Raw genomic sequence first — 18,373 nt, forward strand, 5'->3', positions numbered from 1 at the left:
GGACTCTCCTCTCCAACACCCAAGCTATTGAATTTATATACTTCTCTTTTCTATCTCTCTATTCCGGACGAATTGTTCCTGAAACGTGCCTAAAGTTTGTTACATTTTTGAGTAACAGTCTGTTTTGATCTCTATTTAAGTGTCACCCTGAACGAAATCAAAATCTAGAAGATTCTTCATACTTATTCAGAATGACAATTATTTTTGTACACTAAACCTCTGAACTTCCTACACCTGACTTTTTTCAAGACTTTGCATCGCTAATCGAGCGACACCATAGGTGGCGGCTGTATGTCTCGGCTGAACCATTGGTACTTTGAGATAACGTTCTCGAATTGTTGTCCAAACGGTATTTTTTGCCCCTCCTCCGGCTGTATAAACGTGAGTCAGAGGTGTCGCGCCTAACTCTTGCAACCGTTGATAACCTGTCGCTTCAATTCGAGCAATACTTTCGAGTAAACCGTGTAAAAATTCTACTGAATTATCCGGACGAGGTTCAAGACGGGGCGGAAGTTCAAGATCATTAATCGGAAAGCGATCGCCTTTTTTTAATAAGGGATAATAATCTAGGGGACTGTTAATATTGGGATTAATTTGTTGACTGAGCGTTTTTAATTCCCTATCGCTAAAGAACGCTCGCAACACCGCCCCTCCCGTGTTGGATGCACCGCCAGTCAGCCACAAGTTCCCGAGGCGATGGCTGTAAACCCCGTAGCGAGCATCATTAACAGGGGTATGGCTGAGAAGCTTCAACACCACAGTTGAACCCAAGGATGTCACCGCTTCACCCGGAGAAGTTGCACCACTGGCGAGAAAAGCGGCTATACTATCGGTGGTTCCCGCACAGACAACACATTGTTTCGGTAAATCTAATTGTTCTGCAATTTCTGAGGTAATGGGACTGATTGGGGTTCCCGGTGTAATGACTTTGGGTAATTGTAACTTCAGTGGATTTGACTCATGATTAATTGCATTTGTCAACCAACTTGGGTAACATAAATGAGTGATGTCGTAGCCAAGTTTCAGCGTGTTATGATAGTCGCTAATACCCAGTTTTCCATGCAGCAAAAACCCTAACCAGTCCGCTTGATGTAGGAAATAAATGGGCTGAGAAGGGATGTTTAATTCATTGTGATGATGTTGCCACCACAGCAGTTTTGCTAAACTAGAGGTTGCACTGAGAACGAGATGATTTGCCGGGGCGATCGCTTTGATTTTTTCGATCATTTCTACCCCTCGTCCGTCGTTGTAAAGCAAAGGGGATGTAATCGGTTTTCCCTGTTGATCGCACAACAGCGTGGTTCCTGATGTACCATCAATCGCGATCGCGCTTGTTTGACGACGAAGTTCTACAGGAATTTGAACAATTAAATCAAATAAAGCCGTTTGCCAAATAATAGGCCATTGATTAGGGGAAGAAGTCCCTTGAAATCGAGATTCAACCTCTTGATGAATATCACCCTTTTGATCGAGGATGGCCAGTCGTGCGCCTGAAGTTCCGAAATCAATCCCGATATAAAAGTTCATGCTAATTCAACCTAAAAATATTGTCAATTTGCGATTTTATAGTACAATGAAAAGTTTACAAATCAATATCTTCATTTTGAGCTTTTATTAACTTTTGATAAAAAGTATACAATTCAGGTCTATTTGCTCTAGACTTTCAGTGAATTTATAGTTATAAAGTAAAAGATACAGGGGAAATCCTAAAGGATCAACCACTGAGGAAATGCTTTAAGGAGCTTGTAGAGGGTTTTATGGATACACTCGCTTATAATCATTTAGTCTCCGCTTTTGAATCTCCCCGTCAGTCTAATGTTGATGGCAGCTTGGTTCTATTCCGGGGTATGAACTGGAACCAAATGTCAGGCGCTTGCTTATTACCCATTGTCTCTGTTGCAATTGGTGCAGCTATTTTAAGTGCAGGTAAGCCTGCTCAAGCCGCACTATACTATGGTGATTATGGTTCTGACGTTAAAGATGTTCAGCACAAGCTGGCATATTATGGCTACTTTAGCTATAAAGCGACTGGCTATTATGGTAAAGTCACCAAGCACGCGGTTAAAGCCTTCCAACGGGACTACGGTTTACACGCTGATGGTGTAGTTGGCCCGAGTACAGCTTCTGCTATGGGCTTAAAGTGCTATGGTAGCTCCTGCTACAAGTCTAGCTCTCACAAGTCCGACTACAGTAAGCACCATTACAAAAAAGCTAGCTACCACAAGAAGTCTCACAGCTCTGGCTTAAGTCATGGTTCTAGCGGCTACACAGTGGTCAAGCTACAAGATAAGTTAGCTAAGTATGGCTACTTCCATGCTAACTCTACGGGCTACTACGGTAAAATCACCAAACACGCGGTTAAAGCCTTCCAGTGTGACTATGGCTTACACGATGATGGTATTGCTGGCCCGAAAACCCTCCATGCAATGGGTTTATATTAATTAGTAGGATATTTTTAAAGAGTTCAACTCTTAACAATTTCCTATAAATCAACCTGCATAACTATTAGGTAGATAATCGCTTAATAGCCATGCAGGTTATTTTCAGTTAAAATAAGTTCTCAAAAACGTTTAACGGGAACTACTTTTTCATGTCCCGAGCCATTTTACGGAACTCGTCGAGGTTAGTATCCGGGCGACGCCGCTCTGTTGTTGGAGTTGAAAAAGAAGATGAAGAGGAAGAGGAAAAGGAGGATGCCGAAGAACCATTAGAAGCCGGCTTGGACATCTCCATAGCAGCTTTAGCCACAGAGTCAGGGATATTAACAGGCTTTCCACCTGCCATTTTCGGGAAGCTTTTCTTCACCTGCTGTTGTTTACGCATGAACTCTACGTCACCCAAACTTTGGGCATCGTCTGAGCCGAGGTAGAATGCACCAGATTCAGTATTTTCAGACTTTTTACCAAATAAACCAAATAGTCCTGCCATGTAATACTCCGAATAGCTGTATGAGAATTTTTCATCGTTATGTAACATATTATCAAAATTTATGTTGAAATGAGTACAATATTAATTTTTATCGGTTGGCTTCTGCCGTTAACTCAAGAGTTGCAAACAGCCAATGTAGGTTTAGAATCATTGAATTGATGGCGATTTCAGCCGAAACAGCATCGTAATATCTACACAGAAGCAGACTGAACAGACCGACAAAAAATGAGAAAAATGAACAGATGATCAAATTATGATTAATATTTGGATTCAACATATCGCCTGGGGGCTGGGTGCCGTACTCGGAGTTGAACTCGTTCGAGATCTTTACCATGTCCTTTCCCACGTTTGGCCACCGTTGTATCGCTGGCACGTCTGGCATCATCGAGTCTTTCGTCAAGACTTTAGCGTAGTTAGCGATCAAATTTATCGTCAGGGAAACTGGTATCACGATGTCCCCGAAGCGATCGCCATGTTAACATTTAGCTTAATCTTTGGAATCATCGCCCATTCTTTTGCCCCTGAACATCAATGGTTTGCCCTAATTGGTTGTGTGTATACGCTTTCGTTTTTACTTCCCGCAATTGCCCGAGGACTCGGTATTCCCAAAGTCGATCAACTCACAGATATTACTCATCTTCCCGGCGAATTTTATCAACCGCCCTCTCACTGGTTTGTTAACCGTCCTTATCACTGGCGGCATCATTTTGACAATCAAAACGCTTATTTTTGTGGTACGCTCACCTTCGTCGATAAACTGATGGGAACAGCACTTTCTCTCAAAGGTAAAACAATCGCAGTTACAGGCGCATCTGGAACTCTAGGACGAGCGCTTTTATTACAACTTCATCAAGCCGAAGCAAAAGTTATCGCCCTCACGTCTGGAGATCAAACCGTTAGTATTCATCTCAATGGAGAAGAATATCCCGTCAAAACCATCACCTGGAAAGTCGGTGAAGAAGATCAACTCACTCAGTTATTGAAAAAAGTTGATATTCTGATTTTAAATCATGGCATTAATGTTCATGGAGAACGCACACCCCAAGCAATCACAAACTCTTATGAAATCAATGCGTTTTCAAGTTGGCGGTTACTCGAATTATTTCTGTCAACCGTAGAAACAAACACAGATATTGCTCGCAAAGAAATTTGGGTCAATACCAGCGAAGCCGAAGTCAGTCCGGCATTGAGTCCGTTATACGAACTCAGTAAACGAACTTTAGGAGATTTAATTACCCTCAGACGTTTAGATGCGCCCTGTGTAATTCGGAAATTAATTTTAGGGCCGTTTAAAAGTAATTTGAATCCGATTGGTGTGATGTCACCGGACTGGGTTGCCAAACAAATTGTCAAACAAGCTTGTTCAGATATGAGAACAATTATTGTAACGATTAACCCAATTACTTTTATTGCTTTTCCAGTTAAAGAGTTTTTTGTTTCTCTGTACTTCAAACTCTTTACTCACAAATCTATCCCGACATTTTTACGGAAAGAAGTATCTTCTTCCGAGACATTTTCTAAATTTAATTAATCACGACGATTTAACTCTGAGTTGGTCGTGGAACCCGAATAACAAACTCAGTTCCTTTTCCCAAATTTGATTTCACCTCAATCGATCCCTGATGCTTTTCGACAATAATAGACTGTGCGATCGCCAACCCTAATCCCGTTCCTTTCCCTACAGCTTTGGTTGTAAATAAATGCTCAAAAATCTTTTCTTTGACTTCTTCACTCATCCCCTTACCATTATCAGCTATGATAATTTTTACGCTTTGATTTTCTAATGAGGTTTGAATGGTAATGCGGTTAGAATTGGCTTGAATCTCAGCAAAACTTAGACCAATATTTGATTCATCTAAGGCATCAATGGCATTAGCCAGAATATTCATAAAGACTTGATTGAGTTGCCCTGGAAAACATTGTACTTGAGGTAAGTTCCCGTAGTTGGTAATTACTTCTATTCCCGGGCGTTGTTGGTTGGCTTTGAGCCGATGTTTAAGAATTAACAGGGTGCTATCAATGCCTTCATGGATGTTAAATGGTATTTTGTAATCTTTATCTGCACGAGAGAATGTTCTGAGACTGGTACTAATTCCTTTGATGCGCTCGCACCCCACCTGCATTGATGCTAACATTTTGGGCAAGTCTTCTAAAAGATATTCAATTTCTAATTCTTCGGCTTTTTCGGCAATCTCATCCCCAGGATTCGGGTATTTTTCTTGATAGAGCGCGATAAATTCTGTGAGGTCTTGGACGGCGGCGATCGCTTCGCTCACATTGCCCGAAATAAAACCAACGGGGTTATTAATTTCATGGGCTACTCCGGACACTAAATTCCCCAAAGCCGACATTTTTTCGCTTTGAATAAGTTGTAATTGGGCTTGTTGTAAATCGTTTAACGCTTGTTCCAACGCTTGTGATTTTTGCTCCAAGGCAAGTTCTGCTTTTTTGCGATCGGTAATATCTCGCATCACAACAACGGCGCCAACTTTGTTTCCCGAAGGATCGAAGATTGCTTGTCCACTTGCTAACAAAATTCTCTGAGAACCCTGCTTTGGTGCAATTACCATTTCGGCATTTTCGACGATTTCCCCTTGCAAGGCACGAAACAAAGGGATTTCTGTGGTTGATAGAGGTGTTTTACCATCAGGTTGATAGAGATCGAAGTATTCTGCCCATTGTTCGGGTGGTAATGATTCAATAGGTAAGCCATGAAACTCACGGGTTGCTTTGTTAAATAAGGTCAACTTCCCACTAGCATCACAAACAACAATGCCATCAGTAATATTGTGAATAATCGCATTTAAAAATTCTCGTTCTTTGGCTAGAGCAGTTTGGGCTTGCTGGCGTTCCCGCAACGCAACTTGCAGTTGACTAAGCGATTGCTCTAGCTGTTGGGCATACTTCTGGGATTGTTGATAGAGACGAGCATTTTCCAGAGAAATTGCGGCTTGAGCGCAGAGGAAATTTAAAACCCGCAGGCGATCGCGAGTAAATACCCCACTCACCAGTTGATTTTCTAGGTAAATAATCCCCACCAAATTTCCTTGATTAATAATTGGGGTACACAAAACGCTCTGGGGTTGATGAGAGAGCATATATTCCCCAATTAAACCCGGAGTATCTGTTTGGCAATTATCTATGACAACTGTTTGTTGAGTATTTTTGACATAATGGATAATATTCAAGGGAATATCTTGATAATTATCTAGTAATTCTTGAGCGAAAATAGTTTGTATTTTTCCTTGAGTAATTAAGGTCATTGCTTTCACTTGCCAAGTCTGTTCTTGGGGAAGAATGAATACAGCTTTTTTCGCTCCCGAGTTTTCTAAGATAATACGATTCAGGCTAGCAATGAGTGTATCTAATTCCAAAGAACTGGAGATAGCTTGAGCGGCTTTGAGTACGCTGGTGAAATCTAGAACATCGGAAATATTGGTGCTGCTTGTGCTGTTGGTGCGAGTGGACAAGGAAGTTGCATACAAGGCAAGAGTTTCTTTTGGGTTGAAGTTAAATAGTTGTTGTTGCAGGATGGGTTGGAGTAGTTGAGGGTAGCGTTTTTCTAAGTCGTCAGTTTTGGTTTTTGCACCCCAACGGACGTAACAGTAGTAGGCTTCCTGCATATATCCAGCAGCCACTTTTTCTTTGCCCCAGTCGAGGTAAAACTTGGCTGCGAGTTCGTTGGCTAACGCTTCTTCCTGGATATAGCCATTTTCTTTAGCGAGTTGAATAGCGCGATCGTAATATTCTATTGCTTCTATTTTATTGCCAAAAACTCGACATTTTTCTGCTGCAACCAAGTCAAATTTATGCTGAAAATTCATCGGCGCATAAGTTGCCCAGTCTTTTAGTTTTTCCTGGTTGGCAAGGATGCTTTCACTCATCTGCTGCTGTTCGAGGTCAGAGCGTGTTTTAAACACCGCCAAGTATGTTAGAGATTCATAGAAATAAAAAATGGGTACATATAAAAAACCCAGGACAGCATCTAAATATTGTTTTGCTTCTCCACCCTGTCTTATAGCTCCTTCAAAATCGGAAAATAGATAGGAAATAACCAGTTTATTAATCCACAGCAATGCTAATCCGGTGCGATCGCCTGCCGCTTCCTGTAATGAAAGTTGATGCTGTTCGTTGTAAACTGCACCGCTGAATATCGTCACATTCTTAGTTTCCGTATCCCCAATTAAATTGAGCATAATTTGTCGAACTAATCGACTATAAGTTAGGGTGAGAGTTTGTTTGAGGTGTTTAAGTGCTTCACAATATCCAGCCATTTCCGACTCTAAGTGAGTTAAGTTCTCTCCGGCGAAATAGGAATATAAACCGTAGTTATATGCAGAGTAGCCAGCAAAAGCCAGTTCGCCCACATCTAAACAACTAGAATAGGCAATTTTTAAGGGGTTTAATGTATCGCGCAGGTGCATTTTCCAATGTCTTGTGTAGACGTAGACCATTGATAACGTTTTCCCTTTGAATTCTGAATTTTGTTGATGTGATAGCAGCTCAATGGCTAACTGACCAAATTCATACCCTAATTCAAAGTTTCCGATCGCAGCACACATTAATACGCCATAAGAAGCATAAGCAAAGGGGGAGGTTAACTGATTACCATAAACAACAGATAGATAAACTTTTTTTAAAACCACCAATAAATACAATTGGGGTTCATAGAGATAAGCGACGGGTGCAGCGGATGTCAAAATACGAGAGGCAGCTAGAATATTTACATCTGTTGCTTCTGGTAAGTTGAGTAATTCCTGTGGTAAACGCCCTGCAATGGTATCGGAGACGGTTTGAAAGGCAGTCTCCACCTCTTCTTGGCTTGGTGTTGCAGGTAGTTCTACCCCCAATTGCTTTAAGACGGTGAGTGTTGCTGCGATCGCCTCAGAAAACTGACCTCGAGCAGTTAATGCCGAAATCTTCACTTCATAAATCCTAACCCGATCGGATGGGGTTTGAGCATACTTAAGAACTTTATGGGCTAAAGTTTCCATTTGTTCTAAATCGCCTGCTAAATAAGCAGTTTCTGTGGCAACTTGATGCAGTGCTAGGGTCAATTTATACTGACTTTGCCAACAGTTTTCGGCTAGTAAATCAATACCCACCTGGGCATACTTCATTGCCGCGAGATATGCAGTGGCGACTTTTGCTTTGCAGCTTGCTATTAGATTAAACTCTGCAAGTTCCTGACGGTCTGTAAACTGGGTAATTAATTCAACTGCAATATTGAGTTGACTAACGATTTCAAAAATACGTTCTTCGAGGTGAGTTTCTGGTGTATTATTTCGGAGTAATTGACCGATCTTCAGATGAACGGCTTGTTTCTCATCAGTGGGAATTAAAGAATAAGCGGCTTGTTGAACGCGATCGTGAAGGAATTTATAACCAACAATCTCAGATTTTTTTGGCAGAACTGCTTGATTAATTTCACCAACATAAAACTTATAAACTACATTTTGAGGTAAAATTAATTCTTCTTGCAAAGCATTCCATAAACAAGCCGCAGTTTCTATTTCTGATTGTTCCGAAATTATTGCTAGAGTTGTTAAATCAAACTGATTCCCAATACAAGCTGCTAACTTGAGAATATTTTGGGTGAAAGATGGTAATTTCTCTAGCTGCAATGCCATAAATTCTACGACATCATCTGTTAGTGCTTGTTGATTTACTTGGGCAATATCGCATTGCCAACAGCCCAACTCCCAATCAAATTTAATCAAACTTTCTTGATATAATACTTTCAGAAATTGAGTCGCAAAAAATGGATTTCCTTGAGTTTTCTGAAAGACCAATTGTGAAAGGGGTAAGGCTAAATTTTCTCTACATTTAAGTGTGTCAGCGACTAACTGATTGATTTGAATTTGACTTAGTGATGCTAAAGTGATTGTATTAATTGTTGCTGCTGTTTTTTGAATTTCACTCAAAGCCAATATTAATGGATGTGCTGGACTGACTTCATTATCACGGTAGGCACCAATCAATAAAAGATGCTTAGTATTAGCCATTAATAATTGGATTAATTTCAATGATGCTGAGTCTGCCCATTGTAAATCATCTAAAAACATGACTAATGGATGTTCTGCACTGGTAAAGACTTGAGTAAATTTTTTAAATAATAAGTTAAAGCGATTTTCTGCCGCCGTGCCTGATAATTCTATGGCAGGTGGTTGTTCACCAATGATTTTTTCTAGTTCAGGAATGACTTCAATAATTACTTGTCCGTTTTCCCCAACAGCCTCTAATATTTTATTTTTCCATTGCTGAATTTTAGCATCTTTTTCTGTTAATAATTGCCTCATTAAATCTCGGAAGGCTTGCACAAATGCACTGAAAGGAATATTCCGTTGAAATTGATCGAATTTGCCTTTAATAAAATAACCCCGTTGTCTGACAATGGGTTTATGAACTTCGTTAACAACTGCCGTTTTGCCAATCCCGGAAAAACCAGCTACTAGCATCATTTCCGAACCTCCTCCCTTACCTCGGGGGGGATTACTGACTCTTTCAAAAGCTTCTAGAAGGGTTTTGACTTCGGTTTCTCGTCCGTACAATTTGTCGGGAATAAGGAAGCGATCACTGATATCCCGTTGCCCAATTTCAAAGTCTTTTATCTCACCTGTTTCTTGAAGTTGAGTTAAACATTTTTCTAGATCGTATTTTAACCCTAATGCACTTTGATAGCGATCTTCAGTATTTTTAGCCATTAATTTACTGACTATCTTTGATAGTACAGGTGGAATTTCTGAATTAATTTCATGTACTAAAGGTAATATTTTTGCTAGATGACAATGTACTAATTCCATTGGGTCATTTGATTCAAATGGCAATTCTCCTATGAGTAATTCATAGAAAGTTACACCCAAAGAATAAAAATCTGTCCGATAATCAATTCCTCGATTCATTCTCCCAGTTTGTTCAGGAGAAATATAAGCCAGTGTTCCTTCTAATACATTTGGATTATCGATTTCTGGGATTTCTTTAGGTAATTGAGAAGAAATGCTAAAGTCAATCAACTTTATTTGTAAGGTTTCAGGTTGAATAAGAATATTAGCGGGTTTAATATCTTTATGAATTATTCGCTCCCGATACAAAATTTCTAGGGCATCACAAAGGGAAATTGCTATTTTTAAAAAGTCTTGTAGCGATGTTAACTTTCCCCCAAGTTCCCATTCTTTTAAGGAAACTCCTCCAAAGTCTTCCATCACCAATACATAACTATTTTTATAGGATTCTAGGCTATAGGTTTTGATAATCAGGGGTGAATGGAGATTTTTGGCAATGGTATATTGATTACGAAATTGTACCAGTTCGTTAAAACTGGGATAGGGATTTTTCAGCAGTTTAATGACTACAGGTAATTGATCGATATTCCGAATCGCCCGATACACGATTGTGCGACTACCTGAATAAATAGTTTCTGCGATCTGATAGCCAGGAATTTGAATTGTTGTCTTTGCGTGACTGTTTTGAGTTGAGTTATTCATGGTGATCCGGGTTGAAACCTTAATTAGTCAGTATTTTTTTAAGAGGTTTGAATGGAGGGGAAAATGTTAACTTTTCTTTAAGTTTCTTTAGATAAAGTAATAATAAATTCCGTTCCTTCTCCTAAATACTGTTAACTAATGTTAATATTCTTCATCCCCAATCCTAAAATTAGGGACTATTAAGTCAATTATACTTTCTCTAATTTTTCAACTCTAAAAAAGTTTCTATTGATAGCAATCACAGAACTTACTCACTTCTGATCGCTATATTAATAAATGTTAACATCAATCAATGTATATTTTTTGTGAAGTTTTGGCGCAAAGTAACGAATAAGCCAATCAGTGAGCAATTGCTTCTAATTGGCTTTCCCTGTTTGCTATTTTTTGATTAAACGTTTGTTAAGTTTTTGTTCTAATTCTTGACTTCAGACATTTCTAGTACACGTCCCTCTAAATCTTTCACCAAAAAATTAAGGGGTCTTTCACTACGAATTTTAAACTTGAGTCCGCGTGTTTGTACTCGCATTAAAATTTGCTCTAAACAGTCATGATCAAAGCAAACATGACGATCACGATTCTTTGTCCCGTAGCTTGCACCGCTAATGATATGTAACTGAGTATTTTTCATCAGTTGATACCATAAACCTTCAGAAGCACCGAGATCAGACGGATTGCTGGCAGAACCGCCAACTGTGGTAGACATATACAGGGGATCGATTCCTGTTGCTCCTAAAGTTTGTTCATAGTTGTAATAATAATGCAGAGGAACATCGGCAACGGGCAAATCGAGCAAACCCTCATAGAATTGCCGAGCAACGTTGAGATCGCTCACCATGATTGTATGTACTTTTGGCGCACTGGTGAGAAACATCCACATGGCACCTGCATAGGCCGCAAGCAGCATGACCATCACGCCTTGAGTGGATAAAATACTGTCAAGTGCGGGGAAAAAAGCACTCAAGGGTAAATGGGGCAGCGAAAAATCAATGAGACGAATGGCTAGCATGAATGATACAAAAATAAACTAGACTTAACAGTAGGGTCGGGACTGAAACTGAAGCCTAAATGTTAGGCTAGTTCTAATGTTAACAAAAAGTTATCCAAACACTCCCCGACAGGCTTTCTTGTTTAAACTATTGACAAATATTTATAAATATGTTAATAATCAGGCTTTTAAAGAACAATCAGGATTGAGATTGGAGTGAATGTCAGAGAATCTAATTCACATTTTTGTCTATGGTACACTCAAACCAGGTGAATGCAATTATCAACGCTATTGCGCCCGTCGAGTGGTTCAGGAACGTCTGGCGATCGCTGAGGGCAAACTTTTCAATTTATCGTTAGGCTATCCAGGGATGACGGAGGGAATCTGTTGGGTTTCGGGTGTGGTTCTCTCATTCCCAGATCCCTCGATTTTTGAGGATTTAGACTGTTTAGAAGACTATCAACCCCATCGTCCTCCCGAACAAAACGAATACCAACGCCAAGAAATTCAAACCTATACACCCGACAAACACCCCTTAGAAGTAGCGTGGGTTTATCGGATGAATCCAGCTAAAATTCAACAGTATCAAGGCGTTTATCTTCCGGGTGGAAATTGGAGTTCTCAAATCCAAAACAGAAGAAGCTCAAAGGGAAGATAGACTGAGAAGACCTCTAAACTTCCCGACTTTTATTGAGGGTTAGAAATTAGCGGCTTTGGAATCTCAATAATCGGTTGATTGACCGTTATACTTGCTGCATCGGAGCGAACAATGGGAATAATCGGTTCATTCAGGGCAATTTTGAGGGGTTCAGGATCAGAACTTGGTCGAGAAGCAAACTGGGGAATGCGAGAAAAATTACCGAACGTTACACTAGAAATTGTCGCCACAAACAAAGCCGCAATTGCTGTTCCCCCCCAAGCAACCCGACGATAAGTCGTGCGACGATCAACTTTTTCAAAAACCGCTTCAGCAAGGTCCGCAGTCGCCGTTTGTTGAGCCGTGGGTACAGGTAGACTCTGCCACTGAGAACTAAGCTGGAGTAATTGCTGATAGCAACTTTTCACTTGAGGATCAGTCGCTAACCATTGTTCGACTTGGCGGCGTTCTTTTGGGTTCGCCTCACCATCAATATAGGAACTGAGCAGTTCATAATGATAATCGCTCAGATCACCGTCTGACGGATGTTGCATTTGTTCTTCCGTATTAAATGCTGAGTTAGAGTTTATTTCCTGATGGTTATTAGACTCAAAATTAGGCTTCATAGTAACACCTCCCCGTAAACTTTAGGTGAATGCAATTCAAATCATTGGATGAATCTGTTGTTTGTGAAAATGGGGGAGAAACGCGCTTTAGAGATGCATTTCTGGTTTTAACACTGTTATTAAATAGTGTATCAGTCTCAAATTCTGACCACCTGAGATTCACAGGTTTTCCTAACTATTTAGATAAGGTTGTAACTGACTTTGTAGCCGTTGACGCGCCCGAGCAATTCTAGATTTCACAGTTCCGAGAGAAACCCCTGTAATTTCAGCAATTTCTTCGTAAGCTAGACCTTCAATTTCTCGCAAAACAATCGTTGTGCGAAAGACTTCCGGTAAATCAGCGATCGCCTCATTGAGACAATCATAAAATTCTCGCGTACTGAGATCATCATCAGGGCCTGGAAGTTCGGCCGGAATTTCCCACTCGACTTCACCATCATCAATACAACGAGGTGCATCAAGCGACAGAGGGGGTTTAACCCGTTTACGCTTGCGGAGTTCATCGTAAAATAGGTTGGTTGCAATTCGACTCAACCAGCCCCGAAATTTAGCGGGTTCTTGTAGGCGTTTGATATTGCGATAAACGCGAATCCAAATTTCTTGAGCCAAATCAGAACGATCTTGCCAATCAGGAGCCAAATGGTACAATACCTTATCGACATGAACTTGATACCGACGCAAAAGTTCAGTAAAAGCTGCTCGATCAGGCTGTACTCCTTCCTGACATCGCAAGATTAAGTCATAGTTGGAGAGCTTATCAGGGGGCAATAGCACTTCTTGAAGAACGGTCACCTCAGCCGCAGACCAGGATATAGATATAGTTTCGCTCATATTATGGAACTTGGCTCATCAAACATTCCCTTTCACTAGACGTCTACCCAGTTCCGAATGTTCCAAAAATTTTGATTCAGGGTTCAGGTTCACAGTCAGTCTGACAAGCCCCAATACTCACCCAACTACTCGATCCATCTACCCAATGCTCTTTTTTCCAAATCGGAGCATTGTGTTTGAGGGTATCAATCGCATATTGACAAGCTTCAAACGCTTCACGACGATGGGGACAACCGACGGCTACCAATACACTAATTTCCCCAACTCGTAAGCGCCCGATACGATGATGAATCGCAACCTGACTCACTTGGGGCCAGTTGTGGCGAATTTCAGCCGCTATCCCCTCAAACACTCGTATTGCCATCGGTTGGTAAGCCTGATATTCTAGAGCTTCTACCGCTTGACCCTCGGTATTGTTGCGAACCATTCCACTCATAACCACCACTGCACCATTAGCGGGTTCATCTACTAATGCGTAGATTTCTTCGATGGACAGAGGGGCTAGGGTAATCGCAAAATGATCGGGGGATGAGATCAATTGAGAAGAAGCTTGAATGGTCAGGCTAGAATTAAACATCACTGCTATCGTTGAACATCTATCTATCTGTTTTTACACAAATAGTCTATTGCCACAATAACTGATGATTTATTCCCTGGCTTCCCCCTCTGAGTTGAGATCTAAACTTGAGTGTTGTTGTACTTGACTTTCTTGTTTAGCGATCTCTTGATCCGCGATTTCCAATAATTCCGGGATAGTCACAAACCGATAGCCTTTTTCTTTGAGTTCAGCAATAATATCGGGTAACGCTTTTACCGTGTGTGAACGATTTCCCCCGCCATCATGCAACAACACAATGCGACCCGGTTTGATCGAACCGAGAACATTACTCTTAATACTAGAAGCTGAACTTCTCCAGTCTTTAGAATCAGATGACCACATAATATTCACGTAGTCTCGGGAGAAAGCATAATCGACTAAACCGTTATCTTCTACTCCACCCGGTGGACGAAAAATAGTCGTATTAATACCGACTAATTCTTCAATCAAATCTGCTGTCTCTTCAATTTCTTTAGCAGCAGCAGAGCGACTATGTTTGTGATAACGATGATTCCAAGTATGATTAGCAACGACATGACCATCGGCTGCAACTTTTTTGCCAATCTCTTTGTAATTGTTTAAAGCTTGACCGACCCAAAAAAACGTCGCTTTAATATTGTTTTCTTTGAGAATATCTAAAATTTGTTCTGTTGTTTTTGGCCAGGGACCATCATCAAAGGTCAACGCGATCACTTTTTCATCGGTATTAAGATCGACATATTTAATTGTTTTTCCTTTGAAACGATCAGGTATAGTATTGTCAAATCGTTGAGCCTTGAGCCGACTAATTGCGGTTTGTACACCCTCAACCCGTTGAGTCATCGCTTGTCCAACACTGGGTAATTCTCTCGGATTAATTGGAGTTGATGATCCCCGAGGTAAGCTAGACTCTTGACGTTCCTGCTGATTGGGACTCTCGGATAACGGATCAGAAGATTGTTCGGAAACAGGGGAGACAGGCGCTTCTTGAGCGGAGTTTTCCTCTGGTTTTTGAGGGGATTCTAGACTAGGCGTAACTATTTCAGGTGAGGACTGAGGTGCCATCTGCACCTGAACTTGACGAGTTGTACGCAGATTCCAAGGCAACATTACGCCGATCATAAAACTTCCCACAGCCGAAATCAATGCAAAACGAGTGATCCGTTGCTGTTGCTGTTGCTGGCGACTTAAACTCGGGTTTTGTACCACACTATTTCTCCTTCACACCTAAAAACTTAACTTCAAGGATGATACCTTGATTAAAAACTCAGATTGACCCTGATACACTCCGGAAAAGTGAATTTGCATTAATATAATATATTGGTTAAAATGTCAAGCATTAAAATTCTGTCCTTAGAGGGTTACGCCAGCAGAAGCAAATCACTTCTCTAAGATATTAGGGCAAATTTGGGTGAATCTGTCAAAATTTTATGTTAGTTGAGTAATTTTCTGGTGATAGAGACGAATAATTTCCTCTGTGACCTGTTCTATGGTCAAGCCGTCGGTTTGAACTTCAATTGCATCTGCGGCTTTTCGTAGAGGAGCAATAGAGCGAGTGCTATCTTTATAATCTCGTTGAGCAATTTCCTGTTCTATCTGTTCGAGACTAATATCTTCGAGGCCTTGCTGTTGGAGTTCAAGTTGCCGACGCTGAGATCGTTCTTTCACCGAAGCCGTCAGAAAAATCTTCAGTTCCGCATCCGGAAAAACAGAAGTCCCAATATCCCGTCCTTCTGCCACCACGCCCCCAGTCCGACCATAAGCTTGTTGCTGCTTTACTAACGACTCGCGCACCACAGATTGAGCCGCAATCGCCGAAACATTTGCCGTCACTTGAGTCGAACGAATTTCAGCCGTCACATCCCGACCATTAATACAAACACCAAGCTGGTCTTGTTGAGGAATCAATTCAATCTGACATTGATGAACCAACTCCGCAACAGCAGGTTCGTCCGACATCTCAATTCCACTTTCCAATACCAACCAAGTCACCGCCCGATACATCGCCCCCGTATCCAAGAACAACAAATTCAATTGTTGAGCAACTTGGCGCGTTACCGTTGATTTCCCCGCTCCGGCTGGCCCATCAATCGCCACAATTGGTTTACGGTTGCGTAAAATCAGATTATCAATCAAACGTGTTGTATTCACACGGGCTGCTATAGCCAACAGTCCTACCTCCCGAACTTCTGTTAACGGTGTCATTGTATCTGGATCAACAAGCTGTAAATATTCCAACTCAACCTCGGGTGTGGTAGCCAGTTCAGTTTGAACCGCCGAGAGTATAGCCGACTGATGACAATTTCCCTCTAAAAAAACTTGCTTCCCTTTACGGAGAGCGCGATAGAGTACCGTTGCGGTGGTTTGCTGTTGAGGGGTCAAATATTGATTGCGAGAACTATAAGCGAGTCCTGAAGCCTCTCGAACAATCGGACAAGCCACAATTTCAATCGGCCAGTTGAGATCTCTAACCATGCGTCGAATAATGGCTAACTGTTGAGCATCTTTGCGCCCGAAATAGGCGCGTGTCGGTTCAATAATATTAAACAACTTTGCCACAATCGTCGTCACCCCTGGAAAGTGACCCGGCCGAGCAGGGCCACATAAAACAGACATCATATTCAAGGGGGGAACAACACGGGTTTGGGGCGGACTGTCTACTTCCGTTTTGTCTTGCTGATCGTGATCTTGTTGGGAGATCCCTAAAATTTTCTCTACACTGGGCATAAACACAATATCAACCCCCGCCTGTTCACAAAGCGATAAATCGTGATCCACAGAACGAGGATACTGTTTCAAATCCTCTTGCGGCCCAAACTGAAGCGGATTGACAAAAATACTCACCACCACAATTGCATTTTCAGATCTAGCCCGCTCAATCAAACTCAAGTGACCGGGGTGTAGACTGCCCATCGTGGGGACAAATCCGATGGTAGCCTGTGGGGTCTTTGAACGATGGAAGTTCAGGTCGCAGCGGACTGCTGCAATTGTCGTAAACAGGCGCATGATCTACCGTGAACAGTCTTTACAGTCAACAGTTTACAGTGATCAGTGAACCGTTTTTTCAGGGAAAAGGGAAAAGGGAAACTTTTTTTCTCTCTCCCTTTCTCCCGAACCTGTTTACTGTTGAGTGGCGAGAACTTCAACTTTAACTTGAGCAACACCACTGCTAATCATCCCGATCTCTTGGGCTGCGGCTACTGATAAATCAATAATCCGACCTCCAGAAAATGGCCCGCGATCATTAATCCGCACGACTACAGAACGACCATTATATGTATTGGTGACTCGTACTGTTGTCCCAAATGGTAAGGAACGATGGGCTGCGGTGAGTTCATATTGGTTAAATCGTTCTCCGTTGGCTGTTAATCGACCGTGAAAACCAGGCCCATACCAGGATGCTAAACCTTCAACGGCTTCCAACACACGACGATTAAACGCATTTTTAGCGTCATTCAATTGATTATTCAAAGGGGATTTGCCTTCGATTTTGCGGAGAGGTGCTGCATAGCCCATTTGTCGCCGGAGTCGGTTCGTTGCTTGTAAGGCGTCTTCAGCGAGATCTTGGGTTGTGTCGGGCAGAATCGTTTCAGAATCAATGACAACGAGGGTTTGACCTTCGATTTCTATCGTGTAGTTTTGTTGCTCTTGGTTCCAGCGTACACTGATGCTGTTAGCATCAACTTCGTAGCGGTTTAGTTGATTGAGTTTAGCAGCAACTTCGCTAGCTCGGGAAACGGGATCTTGATTGTCTTGAAACTGGCCGTCAGAACTCGGCTTTGAGAGCGATCGCGAAGATTCTGAGACGGTCCCAATTTTTACGAGATTACCTTGATTTGCTTCTTTGACCGGATCTGTTTTCTCAACAAAGGTCAGAACCGGAATATTTCGCACATAGAGGGTTGCCGCTTGGCGATTATTCCACTGATGGGCTTCGATAGTCGCAATCATCGCGCTTTCTCTATCACTGCCTGAATTCGACTGATATTCCCCGACTTTGACGGCTGTGCTGCCTGTTTCTTGTTTCGTGGTTTCTCCAACAGAGGTTTGAGTCTCCGTGAGTGTAGATGTTTCTACCTCTGGCGATAATGGTGGGGATTGTTCGGCGTGACTCGATAAGGAGACGCTACAACTTGATGCCAACATCATCGCGGTTAAACCACTTAAAAGTTTGTGCTTCATATGCCAATTAACAAAAATAACCTTTGAGTCGAGTTTTCAGGGTTATCCCTAAATGAGTCAACTTTGGAGATCAACTCATACTCGGAACGTATTCACTTTTGCAAAAGCAACTGCAACACACTA

The 18,373-nt window shown here is 41.6% G+C and carries 13 protein-coding genes; 3 read left to right on the forward strand and 10 right to left on the reverse strand.

Annotated features, from left to right (window positions below):
* Window positions 1-228: 228 nt before the first annotated feature.
* Entirely contained in the window at window positions 229-1,527 is a 1,299-nt protein-coding gene (locus tag M595_RS15150) for an FGGY-family carbohydrate kinase (protein WP_023067225.1), read from the reverse strand.
* Window positions 1,528-1,862: 335 nt separating this feature from the next.
* Between M595_RS15150 and M595_RS15155 the strand changes: the two genes are divergently transcribed.
* Window positions 1,863-2,441: a peptidoglycan-binding domain-containing protein gene (locus tag M595_RS15155; RefSeq protein WP_238987081.1), complete on the forward strand. Its 579-nt coding sequence runs from the start codon at window positions 1,863-1,865 to the stop codon at window positions 2,439-2,441.
* 139 nt (window positions 2,442-2,580) lie between these two features.
* Here the strand turns inward: M595_RS15155 and M595_RS15160 are convergent, their stop codons facing one another.
* A complete protein-coding gene (locus M595_RS15160) occupies window positions 2,581-2,976 on the reverse strand; it encodes a hypothetical protein (protein WP_238987082.1) in 396 nt (131 codons plus the stop codon).
* Between the two features lie 205 nt (window positions 2,977-3,181).
* Here M595_RS15160 and M595_RS15165 point away from each other — a divergent pair, with 205 nt between their 5' ends.
* Complete coding sequence (locus M595_RS15165) at window positions 3,182-4,459, forward strand: bifunctional sterol desaturase/short chain dehydrogenase (protein ID WP_040484166.1); 1,278 nt, start codon at window positions 3,182-3,184, stop codon at window positions 4,457-4,459.
* 10 nt (window positions 4,460-4,469) lie between these two features.
* Here M595_RS15165 and M595_RS15170 read toward each other — a convergent pair whose 3' ends face one another.
* Both M595_RS15170 and M595_RS15175 read right to left on the reverse strand, forming a co-directional pair.
* On the reverse strand, window positions 4,470-10,412 hold the full coding sequence (locus M595_RS15170) for a trifunctional serine/threonine-protein kinase/ATP-binding protein/sensor histidine kinase (protein WP_023067174.1): 5,943 nt from the start codon (window positions 10,410-10,412) through the stop codon (window positions 4,470-4,472).
* Window positions 10,413-10,824: 412 nt separating this feature from the next.
* Entirely contained in the window at window positions 10,825-11,418 is a 594-nt protein-coding gene (locus M595_RS15175; RefSeq protein ID WP_040484167.1) for a VOC family protein, read from the reverse strand.
* A gap of 199 nt (window positions 11,419-11,617) precedes the next feature.
* Here M595_RS15175 and M595_RS15180 point away from each other — a divergent pair, with 199 nt between their 5' ends.
* Window positions 11,618-12,055: a gamma-glutamylcyclotransferase family protein gene (locus M595_RS15180; protein WP_023067179.1), complete on the forward strand. Its 438-nt coding sequence runs from the start codon at window positions 11,618-11,620 to the stop codon at window positions 12,053-12,055.
* A gap of 29 nt (window positions 12,056-12,084) precedes the next feature.
* Here M595_RS15180 and M595_RS15185 read toward each other — a convergent pair whose 3' ends face one another.
* The 6 genes from M595_RS15185 to M595_RS32745 form a co-directional block, all read right to left on the reverse strand.
* Window positions 12,085-12,660 (reverse strand): anti-sigma factor family protein, encoded by a 576-nt coding sequence (locus M595_RS15185; protein ID WP_023067185.1) that lies wholly within the window; start codon window positions 12,658-12,660, stop codon window positions 12,085-12,087.
* A 171-nt stretch (window positions 12,661-12,831) separates the two neighbouring features.
* Window positions 12,832-13,491, reverse strand: a complete 660-nt coding sequence (locus M595_RS15190; RefSeq protein ID WP_040484168.1) for a sigma-70 family RNA polymerase sigma factor — start codon at window positions 13,489-13,491, stop codon at window positions 12,832-12,834.
* 76 nt (window positions 13,492-13,567) lie between these two features.
* Window positions 13,568-14,068 (reverse strand): molybdenum cofactor biosynthesis protein MoaE, encoded by a 501-nt coding sequence (locus tag M595_RS15195; protein WP_023067188.1) that lies wholly within the window; start codon window positions 14,066-14,068, stop codon window positions 13,568-13,570.
* A 69-nt stretch (window positions 14,069-14,137) separates the two neighbouring features.
* Window positions 14,138-15,277 carry a polysaccharide deacetylase family protein gene (locus M595_RS15200; protein WP_023067219.1) on the reverse strand — a complete coding sequence of 380 codons (1,140 nt, stop codon included), beginning with the start codon at window positions 15,275-15,277 and terminating at the stop codon, window positions 14,138-14,140.
* A 219-nt stretch (window positions 15,278-15,496) separates the two neighbouring features.
* The gene (locus M595_RS15205; protein WP_040484169.1) at window positions 15,497-17,074 is read right to left on the reverse strand and encodes a bifunctional pantoate--beta-alanine ligase/(d)CMP kinase; all 1,578 of its coding nucleotides are present in this window, start codon (window positions 17,072-17,074) and stop codon (window positions 15,497-15,499) included.
* A gap of 114 nt (window positions 17,075-17,188) precedes the next feature.
* Complete coding sequence (locus tag M595_RS32745) at window positions 17,189-18,250, reverse strand: septal ring lytic transglycosylase RlpA family protein (protein ID WP_023067228.1); 1,062 nt, start codon at window positions 18,248-18,250, stop codon at window positions 17,189-17,191.
* Window positions 18,251-18,373 lie beyond the last annotated feature (123 nt).

Origin of the sequence: Lyngbya aestuarii BL J (assembly GCF_000478195.2) — a bacterium.
GTDB classification, from domain to species: domain Bacteria; phylum Cyanobacteriota; class Cyanobacteriia; order Cyanobacteriales; family Microcoleaceae; genus Capilliphycus; species Capilliphycus aestuarii.

Bases quoted from the DNA above. Each gene is read 5' to 3' on its own strand.
- M595_RS15150 (WP_023067225.1), bottom strand. From the start codon at position 1,527: ATGAACTTTTATATCGGGATTGATTTCGGAACTTCAGGCGCACGACTG.
- M595_RS15155 (WP_238987081.1), top strand. From the start codon at position 1,863: ATGTCAGGCGCTTGCTTATTACCCATTGTCTCTGTTGCAATTGGTGCA.
- M595_RS15160 (WP_238987082.1), bottom strand. From the start codon at position 2,976: ATGTTACATAACGATGAAAAATTCTCATACAGCTATTCGGAGTATTAC.
- M595_RS15165 (WP_040484166.1), top strand. From the start codon at position 3,182: ATGATTAATATTTGGATTCAACATATCGCCTGGGGGCTGGGTGCCGTA.
- M595_RS15170 (WP_023067174.1), bottom strand. From the start codon at position 10,412: ATGAATAACTCAACTCAAAACAGTCACGCAAAGACAACAATTCAAATT.
- M595_RS15175 (WP_040484167.1), bottom strand. From the start codon at position 11,418: ATGCTAGCCATTCGTCTCATTGATTTTTCGCTGCCCCATTTACCCTTG.
- M595_RS15180 (WP_023067179.1), top strand. From the start codon at position 11,618: ATGTCAGAGAATCTAATTCACATTTTTGTCTATGGTACACTCAAACCA.
- M595_RS15185 (WP_023067185.1), bottom strand. From the start codon at position 12,660: ATGAAGCCTAATTTTGAGTCTAATAACCATCAGGAAATAAACTCTAAC.
- M595_RS15190 (WP_040484168.1), bottom strand. From the start codon at position 13,491: ATGAGCGAAACTATATCTATATCCTGGTCTGCGGCTGAGGTGACCGTT.
- M595_RS15195 (WP_023067188.1), bottom strand. From the start codon at position 14,068: ATGTTTAATTCTAGCCTGACCATTCAAGCTTCTTCTCAATTGATCTCA.
- M595_RS15205 (WP_040484169.1), bottom strand. From the start codon at position 17,074: ATGCGCCTGTTTACGACAATTGCAGCAGTCCGCTGCGACCTGAACTTC.
- M595_RS32745 (WP_023067228.1), bottom strand. From the start codon at position 18,250: ATGAAGCACAAACTTTTAAGTGGTTTAACCGCGATGATGTTGGCATCA.